The organism is Agrobacterium sp. BT-220-3, from assembly GCF_025910175.1.
In the GTDB taxonomy this organism is placed as follows: Bacteria; Pseudomonadota; Alphaproteobacteria; order Rhizobiales; family Rhizobiaceae; genus Agrobacterium; species Agrobacterium oryzihabitans.
Genome location: NZ_JAPAIX010000010.1, coordinates 25,920 through 40,520 on the forward strand (window position 1 = coordinate 25,920; position 14,601 = coordinate 40,520).

Genomic DNA, 14,601 nt, shown 5'->3' on the forward strand with positions numbered 1-14,601 from the left:
AAATCAGGACGCTTTGCGGTGCTGCATGGCCTGCGACGGCGCTGGCAACATCTTGACCGAGGATTCTGCCAGACCACTATGCCCTTCGGCATCGATCACCAGATGCCAGTGCAAGGTCTCGGGAATGCTGATGCGGATCGGCGATTTTTTCGCGACGCCGCCGAGATATTTGAAATCGAGCAATTCGGTGAAACGCTGGAAATTCGCGCCTGTCATCAGCCGTACATTGTTGACGGCCGACAGGGAGATTTCAATGGTCGTCCCAGCCCGCAATTCCTTCAGGTCATAATGCGTAAAGCGGAAATTCGGCCGTGCCATCGCGCGCCTCCCAATACCGTATATTTTGGCAGATGAGGATAGGACCTCAGGGTTAACGAGCCCTTTAAAGCCGCAGGACAGTTGTCGGATTTCGGGCTGCCGTGGCGTTCTTGACCGACTGCGAAGAGTATTGGCGGGGCTCAGAAAGCCGTTATGGGATAGTACTAACGTATAACATGCGTATTTAATGATAATAAATTTTTCAACCTTAACATCGTCTGGTCGAAGTGCCGTCAGCGGCGTTGGGGGGAATATGAAAAACGTTACGATATCTATGCGCCTTTATGCGCTCGTTGCATTGTTTCTGGCAATATTGACCGCAGCGCTGACATTCAGCCTCTTCGAAACCTTCCATGAAATGGAGCGCGAGCGCAAAGCGGGGCTTGCATCCATGAACGAAACAGCTGTCGCCATTCTCGAACAATATTATCGTCTGGAGCAGAGCGGCGCCTTGACGCGGGAGGCAGCGCAGCAGCAGGCCAAGACCACGATCGCGGCGATGCGTTATGGCAATGGCAGCGGCTATTTCTGGATCAACGACATGCATCCCAAGATGGTGATGCATCCGATCAAGCCCGAGATGAACGGCACCGATCTAACCGCCAACAAGGATCCGAACGGCAAGGCGCTCTTCGTTGAATTCGTCAATACGGTGAAGGCGGGCGGTCAGGGTTTTGTCGACTATTACTGGCCGAAGCCCGGCGCGCCGGATCCCGTCGAGAAGTTCTCCCATGTCGCCGGGTTCGCGCCCTGGGGATGGATCGTCGGCACCGGGGTTTATGTCGATGATCTCGAGGCGGTTTTCTGGAACGATGCCTATTTCAACATCGGGCTGTGTGTTTTGTCGGCCTTGCTGGTGATTGGCGTGGCCGCCGCCGTCGTGCGCAGCGTGACGCGGCCGATCGATCTCATCCGCCAGAGCATGAAGCGTATCGCTGACGGGGACGGTGCGGCTGAAATCCAGTTCGCAGACCGTCGCAACGAAATCGGTGCGATTGCGAAAACACTGCTGGTGCTGCGAGACAGCGTCAATGAACGCAGCGCCCTGCAGGCCCGCGAAGTGGAGCAGCAACGGGCGCTGGAGGAGGCGCGTCACGGCAATGAGATGGTCCTGCGTTCCGCATCCGAACGTCAGGCCCATGCCATGAATGCGCTCGGCAACTCGCTGGAAGCGCTCGCCAATGGTGATCTGACCGTCGAGCTTGCCGATATCGGCGCCGAATATGAAAAGCTGCGCATGGACTTCAACCGGGCCGTCGGCGCGCTGCATGGCGCCATCGAGGCGATTGCCAGAACCGGCGATGTCGTCAATGACAGTGCTGCCGATATCAGCGGCGCAACCGGCAATCTCTCGCGCCGGACAGAACAGCAGGCGGCGGCGCTGGAGGAGACGGCAGCGGCTCTCGACGAGATCACCGCCACGGTACGCACCGCTTCCGAGCGGGCCAATGAGGCGCGGCAGATGGTGCAGGACACGAAAACGAGCGCCGGTCGCTCTGGCGAGATCGTGCGCAATGCCGTCGACGCCATGGGCCGTATCGAGGACTCGTCCAAACGTATCGGTCAGATCATTTCCGTCATCGACGAAATCGCTTTCCAGACCAACCTTCTGGCGCTGAATGCCGGCGTGGAGGCCGCTCGCGCTGGTGAAGCGGGGCGCGGTTTCGCCGTGGTGGCGCAGGAGGTGCGTGAACTCGCGCAGCGCTCGGCCAATGCCGCCAAGGAAATCAAGACCCTTATCAATCGCTCCGCGGAAGAGGTTGGCGGCGGTGTCGCGCTGGTGCGCTCCACGGGCGATGCGCTGGACGAGATCGTGGAACTGGTCAACCGCGTCGAAGGCCACGTCAACTCCATCGCCACGGCGGCGCGGGAACAGGCGACGGGCCTGCAGGAGATCAATACCTCCGTCAACCACATGGATCAGATGACGCAGCAGAATGCCGCCATGGTGGAAGAAACGACGGCAGCCAGCCAGACGCTTGCCGAGGAGAGCCACCAGCTGCGCTCATTGCTTTCCCGTTTCGAACTCGGAAACGGGGCAGGACGCGGGGTCTCGCTGGCGGCGTGATTTTTGTCATACGGGGCTGATCGGGGCATTTCCTACCGTCATTCCGGCCTTGAGCCGGAATCCAGTCCACGCGTCTGCGTGGCTAAACGACTCTTTTCAGCCCAAGGACTTGGGCTGGCTGGATGCCGGCTCAAGGCCGGCATGACGGAGGATGAGAGCGTCGCTTAAATAAGCTAGGCCGTGCAGATGAATGCCGAGGCCGATAGGGCGCAGCCTGACTGCGCCCTTTCTTTTTTGAATGCCATAGTCGACCATTCGTTATTTCCCGCAACCAATAAGGTTTCGTTTACCTCATTTCTTTAAAATTTATCCTGTATTGCCGCGAGTAGCGGCCGCTGAAGGTACAGGTTCTCGTATGGCGTATGTTTCCCTTCCGCGTCGTCTTGTGACGTTGCTGATGATTTCCACGGTCATGGTGTCGTGTTCGGCGGAGGGCCTCGTGCCGCCGGCCGAGGTGGATGGCACCACGCGTGTCAGCGCCATCCGGTCGTCGCGGCAGCAGGGCTACAGCGCGCCATCAGGAGCCGTCTATCAGGCCGAGCGGGTCGGGCAGTCCTCCGATTATCCCGCGGCCGTGTCGCAGCCGATGCCGGAACCTTACGCCTCGCAGGATCCCCTGCTGCAATCGCCACAGGGCGGGCAGGGATATTCCACACTCGACGGCCAGCATCAGGCGCGCATGGCCGCAAGCGGCCAGAGCATGACCTCTCCCAGCATGCCCAACCAGCAGGTTACCTCCAGCCAGATCGCCGAAGGCGAGGGCGGAGTGAACATGGATTCCATGCTGGGCGTGGAGCCGGTGCGTGGGCTCGCGGAAGAGCAGGATGCCGATATTGCCGAAGGTGTCTCGGAGCAGCCGGTGGTGGATGGCATAGGCACAGATAATCCGGTCGCCGTCGCTCCGCCGCGCCGGCAGCAGAGTGCCGGGCAATCGCGGTTGATACCGCCGCCACCCGTTGGCTCGTCTTCCCGCCGCCAGCCGGTGGAGGAGGTCGCCATGCTGATGCCAAATGATCCCATGGCGCGCGGCGGCTTGCAAAGCAACCGGTCAACCATGCCGCCCGGCGTCATGCCGTCCTCTGAAGTCGCCTGCCGCTCCGAACTGCGTCGCCTCGGCGTCGCTTTCCGAGACGTCGCCCGCATTGCCGATGGTCCGACCTGCGGCATCGACTATCCTATCGAACTTAGCGGGCTCGCCAGCGGCGTTGCCATCCGCCCGGCGGTGAAGCTCAATTGCCAGGTCACGCTTGCCTTCGCCAAATGGGTGAAGTTCGAACTCGTGCCATCCTCGCGCTTCCGTTATCTCTCGGGCGTTGGCCGCATCACGCCGATGGGCGGTTATTCCTGCCGCAAGATGAATTCGCGCTCCAGCAACCCGTGGTCCGAACATGCGCGCGGCAATGCCATCGATATCGGCACCATCACGCTGAAAAACGGCAAGGAGATCGATGTTCGCAGCAAAAGCTTCTTCGCCTTCCGCGAGAAAGCGCTGCTGAAGGCGGTGAGGTCCGATAGCTGTAAATATTTCTCGACCGTTCTCGGGCCGGGCAGCGATCCCAATCACTGGAACCATTTTCACTTCGACCTGCGCACCCGCAAGTCAGGTTACAGGCATTGCGATTAAATCGAACTGCCGGGGTAGATTTGAAGGTTGTCGAGGTTCGTGGCAAAGTTTGAAAATCTCTCCTGCGTCATGCTCGGGCTTGTCCCGAGCATCTGCGACCGATTGATTTTAATCGACGTGATTAGATCCTCGGCGCAGGGCCGAGGATGACGCCGGGAGAATGGTGACCCTTCGCCTCCGTCGCCGATTTCAAAGGGAATGCGGGTTGTCCGGAATTTAAACCAGACAGTAAATAGTGGACTTGTCCTGAGCATGTGGCGCAAAAAAAGACCGGCCCGAAGGCCGGTGAAGAAGACTGCCTTATCGGGGGGATATCGGCGTCTTTGCAAGGGCATGCAATGGGACATGGTCCCAAGAAGCGGTCTATCCGGCGCGGGATAGGCGGCAAAAGACATCGCGCCGTACTGACCTGCGGCCAACATGGCTTGCCGCCCGTCTCTGATACGCTATGAGGGTCACATGTTTGTGACAACGGACCCCGGGAGCCCACCTTCATGCCCCCTGTTTCAGAGATAATGGTCTTTGCCGCGGCGCTTGCGGCGGCTGGCGTGATCGCCGGTCTTCTGGCGGGGCTGTTCGGCATCGGCGGCGGCGCGGTTCTGGTGCCCGTCTTCTACCATGTCTTTGGCCTTCTGGAGGTGCCGGAGGCGGTGCGCATGCATCTGTCGCTCGGCACGTCGCTTGCCATCATCGTGCCGACTTCCATCCGCTCGTTTCTGACGCATCGCCAGAAAGGCGCCGTCGATATCGATCTGCTGAAGGGCTGGATCGTCGCCGTGCCGCTCGGCACCATCCTCGCATCTGTCGTGGCCGCCCATGCCTCCAGCGTCGCGCTCCGGCTGATCTTCGCCTTCATTGCGCTCGCGCTCGCCTTCCGGATGATCTTCAACCGGGCGAGCTGGCATCTTGGTTCAGACCTGCCGAATAATCCGGGCCGGTTTCTGGTGGGCACGGGCATCGGGCTTTTTTCCGGCCTGATGGGCGTTGGCGGCGGGGTGATGAACAATACCTTCATGACGCTCTACGGACGCACCATCCATCAGGCGGTTGCCACGTCTTCCGGTGTCGGTGTGCTGATTTCGCTGCCGGGTCTCCTGGGCTATATCTGGGCCGGCTGGGGCGATGCGGGCCTGCCGCCATTTTCCACCGGCTTCATCAACTGGATCGCCGTGGTGCTCCTGATCCCCATCACGCTTGTCGTTGCGCCCTATGGCGCGCGGCTGGCGCATGCGCTCAGCAAGAAGCAGCTGGAACGGGCCTTCGGTGTGTTTCTGGTCTTCGTCGCAGCGCAGTTTTTCTATAGCGTCTACGGCTGATTTTCCTTCCCTGCCGAACGCAGTGTTCAGGCCCCTGGACTGGCATTGGACTGGCATTTGCGCGTTCCACGGCCTATATGGCGTGCATCTTACTCGGTTTTTCGAAAGATTCGCGATGAATGCCATTGTTTCGATACGGAATCTGACCAAATCCTACGCAAATGGCTTTCAGGCGTTAAAGGGTGTCAGCCTCGATATCAGAGAGGGCGAAATCCTTGCCCTTCTCGGGCCGAATGGCGCCGGAAAGACCACGCTGATCTCCATCGTCTGTGGTCTCGTCAATCCGGGCGAGGGGTCGGTGTTTGTCGGCGGGCATGACGTGGTGAAGGATTTTCGCCAGACCCGCGCCCTGATCGGCCTCGTGCCGCAGGAGCTGACGACCGACCAGTTCGAGACCGTTTGGAACACCGTCAGCTTCTCGCGCGGCCTGCACGGGCAGAAGAAGAACCCGGAGCTGATTGAGCGCATCCTGAAATCCCTGTCGCTCTGGAGCAAGAAGGACAATATGCTGCGGGAGCTTTCCGGCGGCATGAAACGGCGCGTGCTGATCGCCAAGGCGCTGGCGCACGAGCCGAAGGTTCTGTTCCTTGACGAACCCACCGCCGGCGTTGATGTGGCCTTGCGCCGCGACATGTGGAATGTGGTTTCAGAACTGCGCGCCAAGGGCGTCACCATCATCCTGACAACGCACTATATCGAGGAGGCAGAAGAGATCGCCGACCGTGTGGGCGTGATCAATGGCGGCGAATTACTGCTGGTGGAAGAAAAGACGGCGCTGATGAAGAAGCTCGGCCGCAAGCAGCTTTTCCTCGAGCTTTCGCATCCCGTCGAGAAATTGCCGGATAATCTTTCGGCTTTCGGCCTGACGCTTTCGGACGACCGCTGCACCGTCACCTATGAAATCGAGGATAATGGCGAGCAGGGACGAATCGCCGATCTTCTCAGCGCTCTTTCCGCCGCCAACATCCATTTCAAGGATATTTCAACGCGGCAGAGTTCGCTTGAGGATATCTTTGTTTCGCTGGTGGGAGGCCAGAAATGAACTTCGAAGCCATCAAGTCCATCTACCTGTTCGAAATGGCGCGTACCCGCCGCACCCTGTTGCAGAGCGTGGTATCGCCGGTCATCTCCACCTCGCTTTATTTCATCGTCTTCGGAACCGCGATCGGTTCGCGGATTCAGGAGGTTGGCGGGGTTTCCTACGGCGCGTTCATAACGCCGGGCCTCATCATGCTGACGCTTCTGACGCAATGCATCAGCAACGGCTCCTTCGGCATCTATTTTCCGAAATTCACCGGCACGGTCTACGAGATTTTGTCAGCGCCCGTATCGATGACGGAAATTGTCGCCGGCTATGTGGGGGCGGCGGCGACCAAGGGCCTGATGATCGGCACGATCATCCTGATAACGGCATCCTTCTTCGTGGATATCACCATCGCCCATCCGTTCATGATGATCCTGTTCTTTGTGCTGACGGCGGTGAGCTTCAGCCTGTTCGGTTTCATCATCGGCATCTGGGCGACGAATTTCGAGCAGCTGAACCTCATCCCCATGCTGGTGGTGCCGCCTCTGACCTTCCTCGGTGGCAGCTTCTATTCCATCGACATGCTGCCGCCCTTCTGGCAGACGGTCAGCCATTTCAATCCGGTGCTGTATCTCATCAGCGGTTTCCGCTGGAGCTTCTACGAGATCGCCGACGTCAATCCCGTCATCAGCCTTGCGATGATCACGCTGTTTCTCGCGATCTGCCTTGGCGTCGTCAGCTGGATGTTCAAGACGGGTTACAGGCTGCGCAACTGAGGTTTCAGCGCGGCACGGATCGCTGAGTGCTCCTCACACACAACGTTATCCTCGGGCTTGACCCGAGGATCCATCGTTACGCCGGGTTGTGGATCCTCGGGTCAAACCCGAGGATGACGGAGCTGAGAGGTTTCAGCGCTTCAGTTACCCATTTCACGCCCGGCTTGCGCCGGGCGTTTTCGTATTCGGAAAAGCGCAGATCAGGCGACCTGCTTCTGCGCCACGTCTTCCACAACCTCGCCCGTCAGATAGGAGACGAGGTCCTTGATCGTGACGATGAGCAGGCCGTGGCGTTCCGCGAAGACCTTGAGCTGCGGCAGGCGGGCCATGGTGCCGTCGTCATTGGCGATTTCGCAAATGGTGCCGCAGGGGTATTTACCGGCAAGGCGGCACAGATCGACGGCCGCTTCGGTGTGGCCGGTGCGGCCGAGAACGCCATTAGGGTTGGCGCGTAACGGGAAGATATGGCCGGGACGCGCGAAGTCTTCCGGACGCGAACCTTCCGACACCAGTGCACGCACGGTATTGGCCCGGTCCGCTGCCGATATGCCCGTGGTCGTGCCGGGAATATAGTCCACGGAAACAGTGAAGGCCGTCTTGAGGGATTCGGTATTGCGCGACACCATCAGCGGAATGTCGAGCGCATCGAGACGCTCGCCCGGCATGGCGACGCAGATGAGCCCGCGCGCATGGTTCATCATGAAGGCGATCTGCTGCGGGGTGATGCTGTCGGAAGCGGCGATGATATCGCCTTCATTTTCGCGATCCTCGTCGTCAACGACAATCACCATCTCGCCACGGGAAATGGCTTTGATCGCGTCTTCAATTCTAGCAATGGTCATTTTCTTTCAAGCCTTTCAAGGGTTATGCCGTTTTGCGGCATTTTCGCGCTTCGAGAAGCGCCAAATATCCCTTGGGCGAACAATGCAATGCGAAGCCCGCAGAGCGCGGGTGTCCTATGCCTTGTCCTCTTCCATCCGGACTATACCGTCGGCTCCGGCCTCTCACCGGATCTGCTGACCTTTCGGTTTTGGAGGCCGAAAGCGCTCGCGGGCTCCGGGAAAATCCCGATACCGCCGGTGGGGAATTGCGCCCCGCCCTGAGAACATTGCCAACATAATTTATCAATCAAGGGGGAATCAAGGGGCAATGCTGCGCTGCGACAGGTGATCGGCGAAAAGAATATCCGATTATTTCCTGACCGGGGAAATTCCTTTCAGAAGCAGGTAACCAGGTCGGAGCAATGTGAATGATCGCCCGGCGGCGAGCTTTTACCGATCCCGCAATCTCAGTTCGTCGGTCTGCATCTGCAGCGAGCCGAGGGTAGACAGGAAGCTCATGCCGAGCAGGCTCTGGCCCAATTGCCCGTCCTGCGCGACGAGAGCAGGGATGTTGCGCCGCATGATGGGGCCGATGCCGATTTCCGACAGGGTGACGGGGGCCGCCGCCGTTCGACCGTTCGCCGTCATGACAGGTACGGTGTAGCGCAGGCTCGTCGTATCGATGCCGATTGTCGCCGCATCCGCATTGGCGAGCACCACGGAGCTTGCACCGGTGTCGACGAGCATGTGGATGGTCTTGCCATTGACGCCGACATTCGCCTCGAAGTGACCGCTCATCGATTTGTGCAGTATTATCTCCTGTTCGCCGCCTGAGGTCGTTACCACCACGGCGCGGCCCGGCATCAGCCCGCCCAGCAGCCGGTCGCCGAAGGATTGCAGGTCGTAGCGATAGAGGTAGAGCGAGACCAGGCCGAGGATGATGACGAGCCAGACGGCAAGCTGACGGATGACGGTGCCGAAGCTGCCGCGCCTTCCCGCCAGAATGCCGACGGACAGGAGCCCGGCGATCGGCAGGAAATAGATCATCTGTCCGAACTTGTCGTTGTCGATGCCGAAGGTGCGGCCGCTGTCGTGATTGACGAGAAGCAGGCCGAGACCGACGGCCAGCAGGAGGAGAACGATAGTCAGCCTGTTCATGCGGTGGGCGTCTCCTTGGCGGCATCCTTGCCAGCTCTTGCCAGTCTTTCCGGAAGCGCCTGCATGATCCTGCGGCGCGTCTCGTCGCTATAGCTCGCCCAGCCGCCGATTTCCTCCAGCGTGCGGCCGCAACCGATACAGAGGCTGTCGGTCGCATCAAGAGAGCAGATGTGAATGCATGGCGTTTCCATGGTGATCTATATCAGGCCGTCACGCCGCAAGGGCAAGAGCGATGAGAATCACGATCTCCGTGATCTGCTGGCAGGCGCCGATGGTATCACCGGTGTGGCCATCGATCTTGCTGACGCAGAGCCTGCCGAATAGCGCCGTCGCGAGCCAAGCCGCCGCCAGAACGACAACGATCGATACAAAGGGCAGGGCGTGCAGGGTGAAGAGCGCGAACAGCAGCAGGCCGGTCACCAGCGCGATGTTTCGCTCGCTTGTCCCCGGCTGCCCGGCGGCGGCGGCGATGCCGGTGGTTTTTGCGGCCGGCAACGCCTGCCAGTGCCACACCATCAGGGCGCGGCTCATCACCAGTGCGGCGATCAGGCAGGCGGCGGCGGTCCTGGCGGGCAGGGTCTCGATCAGCGATGCAAGTGCCGTTGCGCGAAGCGCGAAGGACAGGATGATGGCGATCGTGCCATAGCTGCCGATGCGACTGTCCTTCATGATGTCAAGCGTTCGGGCCCGGTCCTTGCCGCTGCCGAAACCGTCGGCCATATCGGCCAGCCCGTCTTCATGCAGCGCGCCGGTGATGAGGGCGGTGACGGCGATGGCGAGCCAGCCGATAAGCTGGGGTGAGGCGTCGAAGGCGGCGAGAAGGACCACAAGGAAAGCCGCGGGCAAGGCGATCAACAGACCGGCGGCGGGAAAGGCGCGGGCGGTGCGGCGCATCGAGATGTCTTCACGATCACTGAAAAAGCGCGAAGGAACCGGCAGGCGGCTGAGAAAGGCAACGGAATGCATGACATCTGTTATAAAATCCCCGGCCTTCATGCTCTCTCCGCTGCAGTACTTGCATTTCCGGTTGTTCCGCGGCGCATCCGCGATTATGAGAGGCGCAACAAAGACCGATTTGCCGGAAAACACAAGTTTCCGGACGCATGAGCCGATGCGAAAGCCAACCCGGCTACGAAAGAGACTGATACCATGAGCATGAGCGGATTGCCCTTCGATGATTTCCGCGCGCTGCTGCGCGAGCTTCCCGGCCCGGACACGCATGCGCTTGTGGCGGCCAAGGAGCGCAATGCGCAATTGACCAAGCCTGCGGGCTCGCTCGGCCGTCTGGAAGAAATCGCCATGTGGCTCGCCGCATGGTCCGGCCGTTCGCCCGCCGTCACCCGTCCGCTGGTGGCGATCTTTGCCGGCAATCATGGCGTCACGCGTCACGGCATCACGCCCTATCCGACGTCGGTAACGCAGCAGATGGTGGAGAATTTCGCGGCAGGCGGTGCTGCGATCAACCAGATCTGCGTCTCCAACGATCTCGGTCTCAAGATATTCGATCTGGCGCTCGACTATCCGACCGGAGACATCACCTGCGAGCCGGCCCTTTCGGAGCGCGATTGCGCCGCGACCATGGCCTTCGGCATGGAGGCGATTGCTGGCGGCACCGATCTTCTCTGCGTCGGTGAAATGGGTATCGGCAACACGACCATCGCGGCGGCGATCAATCTGGCGCTTTACGGCGGCACGGCGGAAGAGTGGACCGGTCCCGGCACCGGCTCGGAAGGCGATGTCATGGCGCGCAAGATTGCGGCGGTGAAGGCTGCCGTGGAATTCCATAAAGATCACCTGTCCGACCCGCTGGAAATCATGCGCCGTCTTGGCGGACGTGAGATTGCGGCGATTGCCGGCGCCATCCTTGCGGCGCGCGTGCAGCGCATTCCCGTGTTGATCGACGGTTATGTAGCCACGGCCGCCGCCGCATTGTTGAAAGCGGCCAATCCTTCCGCGCTCGACCATTGCCTGATCGGCCATGTCTCGGGTGAACCCGGCCATCTCGCTGCCGTCGAAAAACTTGACAAGACGCCGCTTCTGGCGCTTGGCATGCGGCTTGGCGAGGGAACGGGTGCTGCTCTGGCCGCCGGTATCGTCAAGGCCGCCGCCGCCTGCCATTCCGGCATGGCGACCTTTGAAGCAGCGGGTGTGGACACCCGCATCAGCCATTGAGGTCGAAGATGGACGCGACGCCGCAAAAGAAGCAAGCTGAGCCCGCCTTCCGCAAGGAAAAGGGTTGGCGGCATCTTTTTGCCGCCGCACGTTATTCCGTGCAGGGGCTGGGAAGGCTATGGCAGGAGGCGGCGTTCCGTCATGAGGTTCTCGCCTTCGGCGTCGGACTTGCCCTGCTTCTGGTGGCCGGCGCGCCCTTTGCGCATCTTCTCGTTTTTACGGTGCTGATGCTGCTTCTGTTTGCGGTTGAGGCGCTCAATACCGCAATTGAGGAACTGGTGGATCGTATTTCGCCGGAAATCTCCTCGGTCGGGCGGCATGCCAAGGATCTCGGCTCCTTCGCCGTCTTCTGCCTTCTGATGGCAAACGGATTTTTCGTGCTTTATTCGCTGGTGACGACGCTGTTCTTCTGAGGTGTCTCAGGCGAAGGATCGCCGGCGCGGCTGGATGGCGTGGGTTTCCTCCACGGCGGGCAGGCTTTGCAGCACGCGCTTTGCCGGCAGGATGGCGATGCCTTCGGTGCCCTCGCGCAATTTCGACTTCAGGATGAACTGGCCGTCATGTTTGGCGAGGATCGCCTGAACAATGGGCAGGCCTAGCCCCGTTCCCTGTTCAGCGCTCTTGATCGCGATAGATCCCTGACCGAAGGCCGAAAGGACGATGGGGATTTCGTCTTCGGGAATGCCGGGGCCGTTATCCCTGATCGAGACATATTGCCCGCCGCCCGCCGTCCAGCCTGCCTTTACGAGAATTTCGCCACCCTGCGGCGTGAATTTCACCGCATTGGAGAGAAGGTTCAGGATCACCTGGCGGATGGATTTTTCATCGGCCCATACCTGCGGCAGGCTGCTTTCGAATTGCTGCGAAATCCTGATCGTCTTGGCGCGGGCGCGAAGCTGGATCATGCCGATGCAATCCTCGGCGATTTCCAGCATCGAGATCGATTCCTCGTTGAGGTCGTAGCGGCCGGCTTCGATGCGCGACAGGTCGAGGATTTCGTTGATCAGATCGAGCAGATGCTGGCCTGAGCGGTGGATATCACCGGAATATTCCTTGTAGAGCGGATTATTGAGCGGACCGAGCACTTCCGAGGCCATGACTTCGGAGAAGCCGAGAATGGCGTTGAGCGGGGTCCTGAGCTCATGCGACATGGAGGCGAGAAAGCGTGATTTTGCCAGATTCGCCTCTTCCGCGCGCCGCCGCGCCTCATCCGAGACCGAGTTGGCGACTTCGAGTTCGGCGATCAGATCGTCCTTTTCAGTCTGCGACGAAAGCAGCTTGACGCTGGTCTGATAAAGCCGGCTGGTGATGCGATGACAGAAAAGGATCGCCATGCCGAACATCAGGGCAAGGCCGACATCGAAGGGATCGCGCGATATGGCCGAGGTGACGCAGAGAGCGGCCAGCACCGGCAGGAAGGTCATGAATGTCGCCCGCCGCAGCATGAAATTGGCCATGGCAGTGAGCGAAAGGGCGATCAGCAGTGTCGCGCCCTTGAAGAAGAGGACGAGTGTCGGATCATTGCGCGCCGGTTCGGCGAGCGCAAACATCGCCCAGGCGCAGCCGATGAGGATCTGCATGCCAAGGAAGAGATTACGCCAATGCTGCAGATTTTCCGCTGTAATTTCCTGTTTTGCCGCCCTTTTGGCCAGCATCAGCGACATGGCGTGGAAACTAAGGGCGATAAGCGACCAGATGATCAGCCCTATGTCACGGGTGATGTACAAACCGATGATGGAGGCGAGTACGATGAAGAGCGGCATGATCATCGCGCCCTGAAGGGCTTCGGCGATATGCATCGTCAGCATTTCACGTTCATAAGCGTCACTTCCGCCAGCGCCCTGCTGCAGGCGTTCGCGTGTCGTCTTCACCGTGTCGAAAACCGCCTTGTTGCGGTGTTTTTTCGACCGGTCGACGATGATCTTGTCGGTGGACGTGCTGACGCTTTTACTCATTGTTACAACGTGGGGTGACATGAACCCTTGCAGGCTACGCGCAAAATCTTAAGAAGATGCTGCCGTGAAAGGATTTGTTTGCCATTTCTGACAAGGGTTTGTTGTTACATGGGACGAAATGGAGGCAGACGCAGGCGTTTTTCGGCCTTTCGCGACGGCGGGCTTTTTCTGGCGACGGTTTTTCTCGGCATTCTGATTGCCGCCAAGCTGGACCTCGTCAATAGCGAGACCCATAGCGGCCGTTTCTTCGTGATCGATGGCGACACGCTCGCAAAGGGCGGGGAGCGGTTCCGGCTGCTCGGCATCGACGCGCCCGAGCTATCGCAGACATGCGTGCGCGGCGGCGAGAGCTGGCCCTGCGGCGAGGAGGCGCGCCGCTTTCTGCGAAGGTTGATGGACGGCGCCCAAGTCTCCTGTTCCGGCAGTTCCAGAGATCGTTACGGGCGGTTGCTGGTTTATTGTTCGGCGGATGAGAAGGATGTTTCGTCGGAAATGGTGGCGGCGGGTTTTGCCGTTGCCTCCGGTTATTTCCAGTTTTCCGGCGAGCAGGCGACAGCGCGTCGCGAGGCACGCGGTATCTGGGCTGGAGAATTCGAAAAACCGTCGGAATGGCGGCGCGAACACCGTGCGGCCGACATCGAGACGCCAGCGGCTGGGTTTTTGACCATCGTCCGTCATCTTCTGGGGTGGAAAAATGGCTGAGACAGATCGGGCTCCATCGATACCTGATGACGGGCTGGATGGCCTGCGTGCCGAGATCGCCCGCTGTCGCCTCTGTCGTGATACCCCGCTCAAAGGTGCTTCCGATCGTCTGCCGCACGAACCACGGCCGGTGGTGGTGATATCTAGGAAGGCGCGCATCCTGATTGCCGGGCAGGCACCTGGGCTTCGTGTGCATGAAACGGGTCTGCCCTTCAACGATGCTTCCGGTGACAGGCTTCGCCAGTGGCTGAATGTGGACCGGGCGACGTTTTACGATCCGGACCGTTTCGCCATCGTGCCGATGGGGTTCTGTTTTCCCGGTTATGACGACAAGGGCAGCGATCTGCCGCCGCGATGCGAATGTGCGCCCAAATGGCGGGAGCGGGTGATGGCGGCCATGCCGCAGGTGGAACTCACCCTTGCCATTGGCCAATATGCGCAGGCCTTCCATCTGGGTGAAAGGCGGCGAAAAACCATGACCGAGACAGTGCGCGACTGGCGCAGTTATTTTCACTCGAATTCGGGGCCGGCCATCTTTGCGCTACCGCATCCGAGCTGGCGCAACACCGGCTGGCTGAAAAAGAACCCGTGGTTTACGGAGGAGTTGCTTCCGGTTCTTCGCCGACATGTGGAAATGCGGCTTTAGTGAAACAATTTTCTGTTTTTC

16 protein-coding genes and 1 riboswitch are annotated in these 14,601 nt (G+C 59.9%); of the genes, 9 read left to right on the forward strand and 7 right to left on the reverse strand.

Annotated elements, in window-relative coordinates:
- Positions 1-3: 3 nt before the first annotated feature.
- Entirely contained in the window at positions 4-318 is a 315-nt protein-coding gene (locus OK142_RS20300) for a DUF1883 domain-containing protein (RefSeq protein WP_082182554.1), read from the reverse strand.
- A gap of 253 nt (positions 319-571) precedes the next feature.
- Here OK142_RS20300 and OK142_RS20305 point away from each other — a divergent pair, with 253 nt between their 5' ends.
- Positions 572-2,386, forward strand: coding sequence for a methyl-accepting chemotaxis protein (locus OK142_RS20305; protein ID WP_498684809.1), 1,815 nt, complete (start codon positions 572-574; stop codon positions 2,384-2,386).
- Between the two features lie 96 nt (positions 2,387-2,482).
- On the opposite strand, the gene OK142_RS20310 is transcribed toward OK142_RS20305, so the two are convergent.
- On the reverse strand, positions 2,483-2,641 hold the full coding sequence (locus OK142_RS20310; RefSeq protein ID WP_158001523.1) for a hypothetical protein: 159 nt from the start codon (positions 2,639-2,641) through the stop codon (positions 2,483-2,485).
- Positions 2,642-2,741: 100 nt separating this feature from the next.
- Here OK142_RS20310 and OK142_RS20315 point away from each other — a divergent pair, with 100 nt between their 5' ends.
- The 4 genes from OK142_RS20315 (at position 2,742) to OK142_RS20330 (ending at position 7,126) form a co-directional block, all read left to right on the forward strand.
- Positions 2,742-4,010: an extensin-like domain-containing protein gene (locus OK142_RS20315; RefSeq protein WP_498684811.1), complete on the forward strand. Its 1,269-nt coding sequence runs from the start codon at positions 2,742-2,744 to the stop codon at positions 4,008-4,010.
- A gap of 494 nt (positions 4,011-4,504) precedes the next feature.
- The gene (locus OK142_RS20320) at positions 4,505-5,326 is read left to right on the forward strand and encodes a sulfite exporter TauE/SafE family protein (RefSeq protein WP_216329919.1); all 822 of its coding nucleotides are present in this window, start codon (positions 4,505-4,507) and stop codon (positions 5,324-5,326) included.
- A 115-nt stretch (positions 5,327-5,441) separates the two neighbouring features.
- Positions 5,442-6,368: an ABC transporter ATP-binding protein gene (locus tag OK142_RS20325; protein ID WP_498684813.1), complete on the forward strand. Its 927-nt coding sequence runs from the start codon at positions 5,442-5,444 to the stop codon at positions 6,366-6,368.
- The gene (locus OK142_RS20330; RefSeq protein ID WP_313608538.1) at positions 6,365-7,126 is read left to right on the forward strand and encodes an ABC transporter permease; all 762 of its coding nucleotides are present in this window, start codon (positions 6,365-6,367) and stop codon (positions 7,124-7,126) included. Before OK142_RS20325 ends, OK142_RS20330 begins: the two co-directional genes overlap by 4 nt.
- Positions 7,127-7,326: 200 nt before the next feature.
- On the opposite strand, the gene ribB is transcribed toward OK142_RS20330, so the two are convergent.
- From ribB to OK142_RS20350, 4 genes are all read right to left on the reverse strand, one after another.
- On the reverse strand, positions 7,327-7,968 hold the full coding sequence (gene ribB, locus OK142_RS20335) for a 3,4-dihydroxy-2-butanone-4-phosphate synthase (RefSeq protein ID WP_498684815.1): 642 nt from the start codon (positions 7,966-7,968) through the stop codon (positions 7,327-7,329).
- Positions 7,969-8,087: 119 nt separating this feature from the next.
- Positions 8,088-8,237: riboswitch (FMN riboswitch) on the reverse strand.
- Between the two features lie 160 nt (positions 8,238-8,397).
- Positions 8,398-9,105, reverse strand: coding sequence for a TIGR02281 family clan AA aspartic protease (locus OK142_RS20340; protein WP_498684817.1), 708 nt, complete (start codon positions 9,103-9,105; stop codon positions 8,398-8,400).
- Positions 9,102-9,296 (reverse strand): DUF1289 domain-containing protein, encoded by a 195-nt coding sequence (locus OK142_RS20345; RefSeq protein WP_498684819.1) that lies wholly within the window; start codon positions 9,294-9,296, stop codon positions 9,102-9,104. The genes OK142_RS20340 and OK142_RS20345 overlap by 4 nt, the downstream gene beginning before the upstream one ends.
- A 19-nt stretch (positions 9,297-9,315) precedes the next feature.
- Entirely contained in the window at positions 9,316-10,101 is a 786-nt protein-coding gene (locus OK142_RS20350; RefSeq protein ID WP_498684821.1) for an adenosylcobinamide-GDP ribazoletransferase, read from the reverse strand.
- A gap of 153 nt (positions 10,102-10,254) precedes the next feature.
- Here OK142_RS20350 and cobT point away from each other — a divergent pair, with 153 nt between their 5' ends.
- Together cobT and OK142_RS20360 are read left to right on the forward strand one after the other, a co-directional pair.
- Positions 10,255-11,277, forward strand: a complete 1,023-nt coding sequence (cobT, locus tag OK142_RS20355; RefSeq protein ID WP_498684822.1) for a nicotinate-nucleotide--dimethylbenzimidazole phosphoribosyltransferase — start codon at positions 10,255-10,257, stop codon at positions 11,275-11,277.
- A gap of 8 nt (positions 11,278-11,285) precedes the next feature.
- Positions 11,286-11,690: a diacylglycerol kinase gene (locus OK142_RS20360; RefSeq protein ID WP_003495273.1), complete on the forward strand. Its 405-nt coding sequence runs from the start codon at positions 11,286-11,288 to the stop codon at positions 11,688-11,690.
- Between the two features lie 6 nt (positions 11,691-11,696).
- Here OK142_RS20360 and pdhS2 read toward each other — a convergent pair whose 3' ends face one another.
- Entirely contained in the window at positions 11,697-13,232 is a 1,536-nt protein-coding gene (gene pdhS2 / locus OK142_RS20365; RefSeq protein WP_003495275.1) for a two-component system sensor histidine kinase PdhS2, read from the reverse strand.
- Positions 13,233-13,340: 108 nt separating this feature from the next.
- Here pdhS2 and OK142_RS20370 point away from each other — a divergent pair, with 108 nt between their 5' ends.
- Together OK142_RS20370 and OK142_RS20375 are read left to right on the forward strand one after the other, a co-directional pair.
- Positions 13,341-13,934 (forward strand): thermonuclease family protein, encoded by a 594-nt coding sequence (locus OK142_RS20370; protein WP_498684824.1) that lies wholly within the window; start codon positions 13,341-13,343, stop codon positions 13,932-13,934.
- Positions 13,927-14,580, forward strand: a complete 654-nt coding sequence (locus OK142_RS20375; protein ID WP_498684825.1) for a uracil-DNA glycosylase family protein — start codon at positions 13,927-13,929, stop codon at positions 14,578-14,580. The genes OK142_RS20370 and OK142_RS20375 overlap by 8 nt, the downstream gene beginning before the upstream one ends.
- The last annotated feature ends 21 nt before the right edge of the window (positions 14,581-14,601 follow it).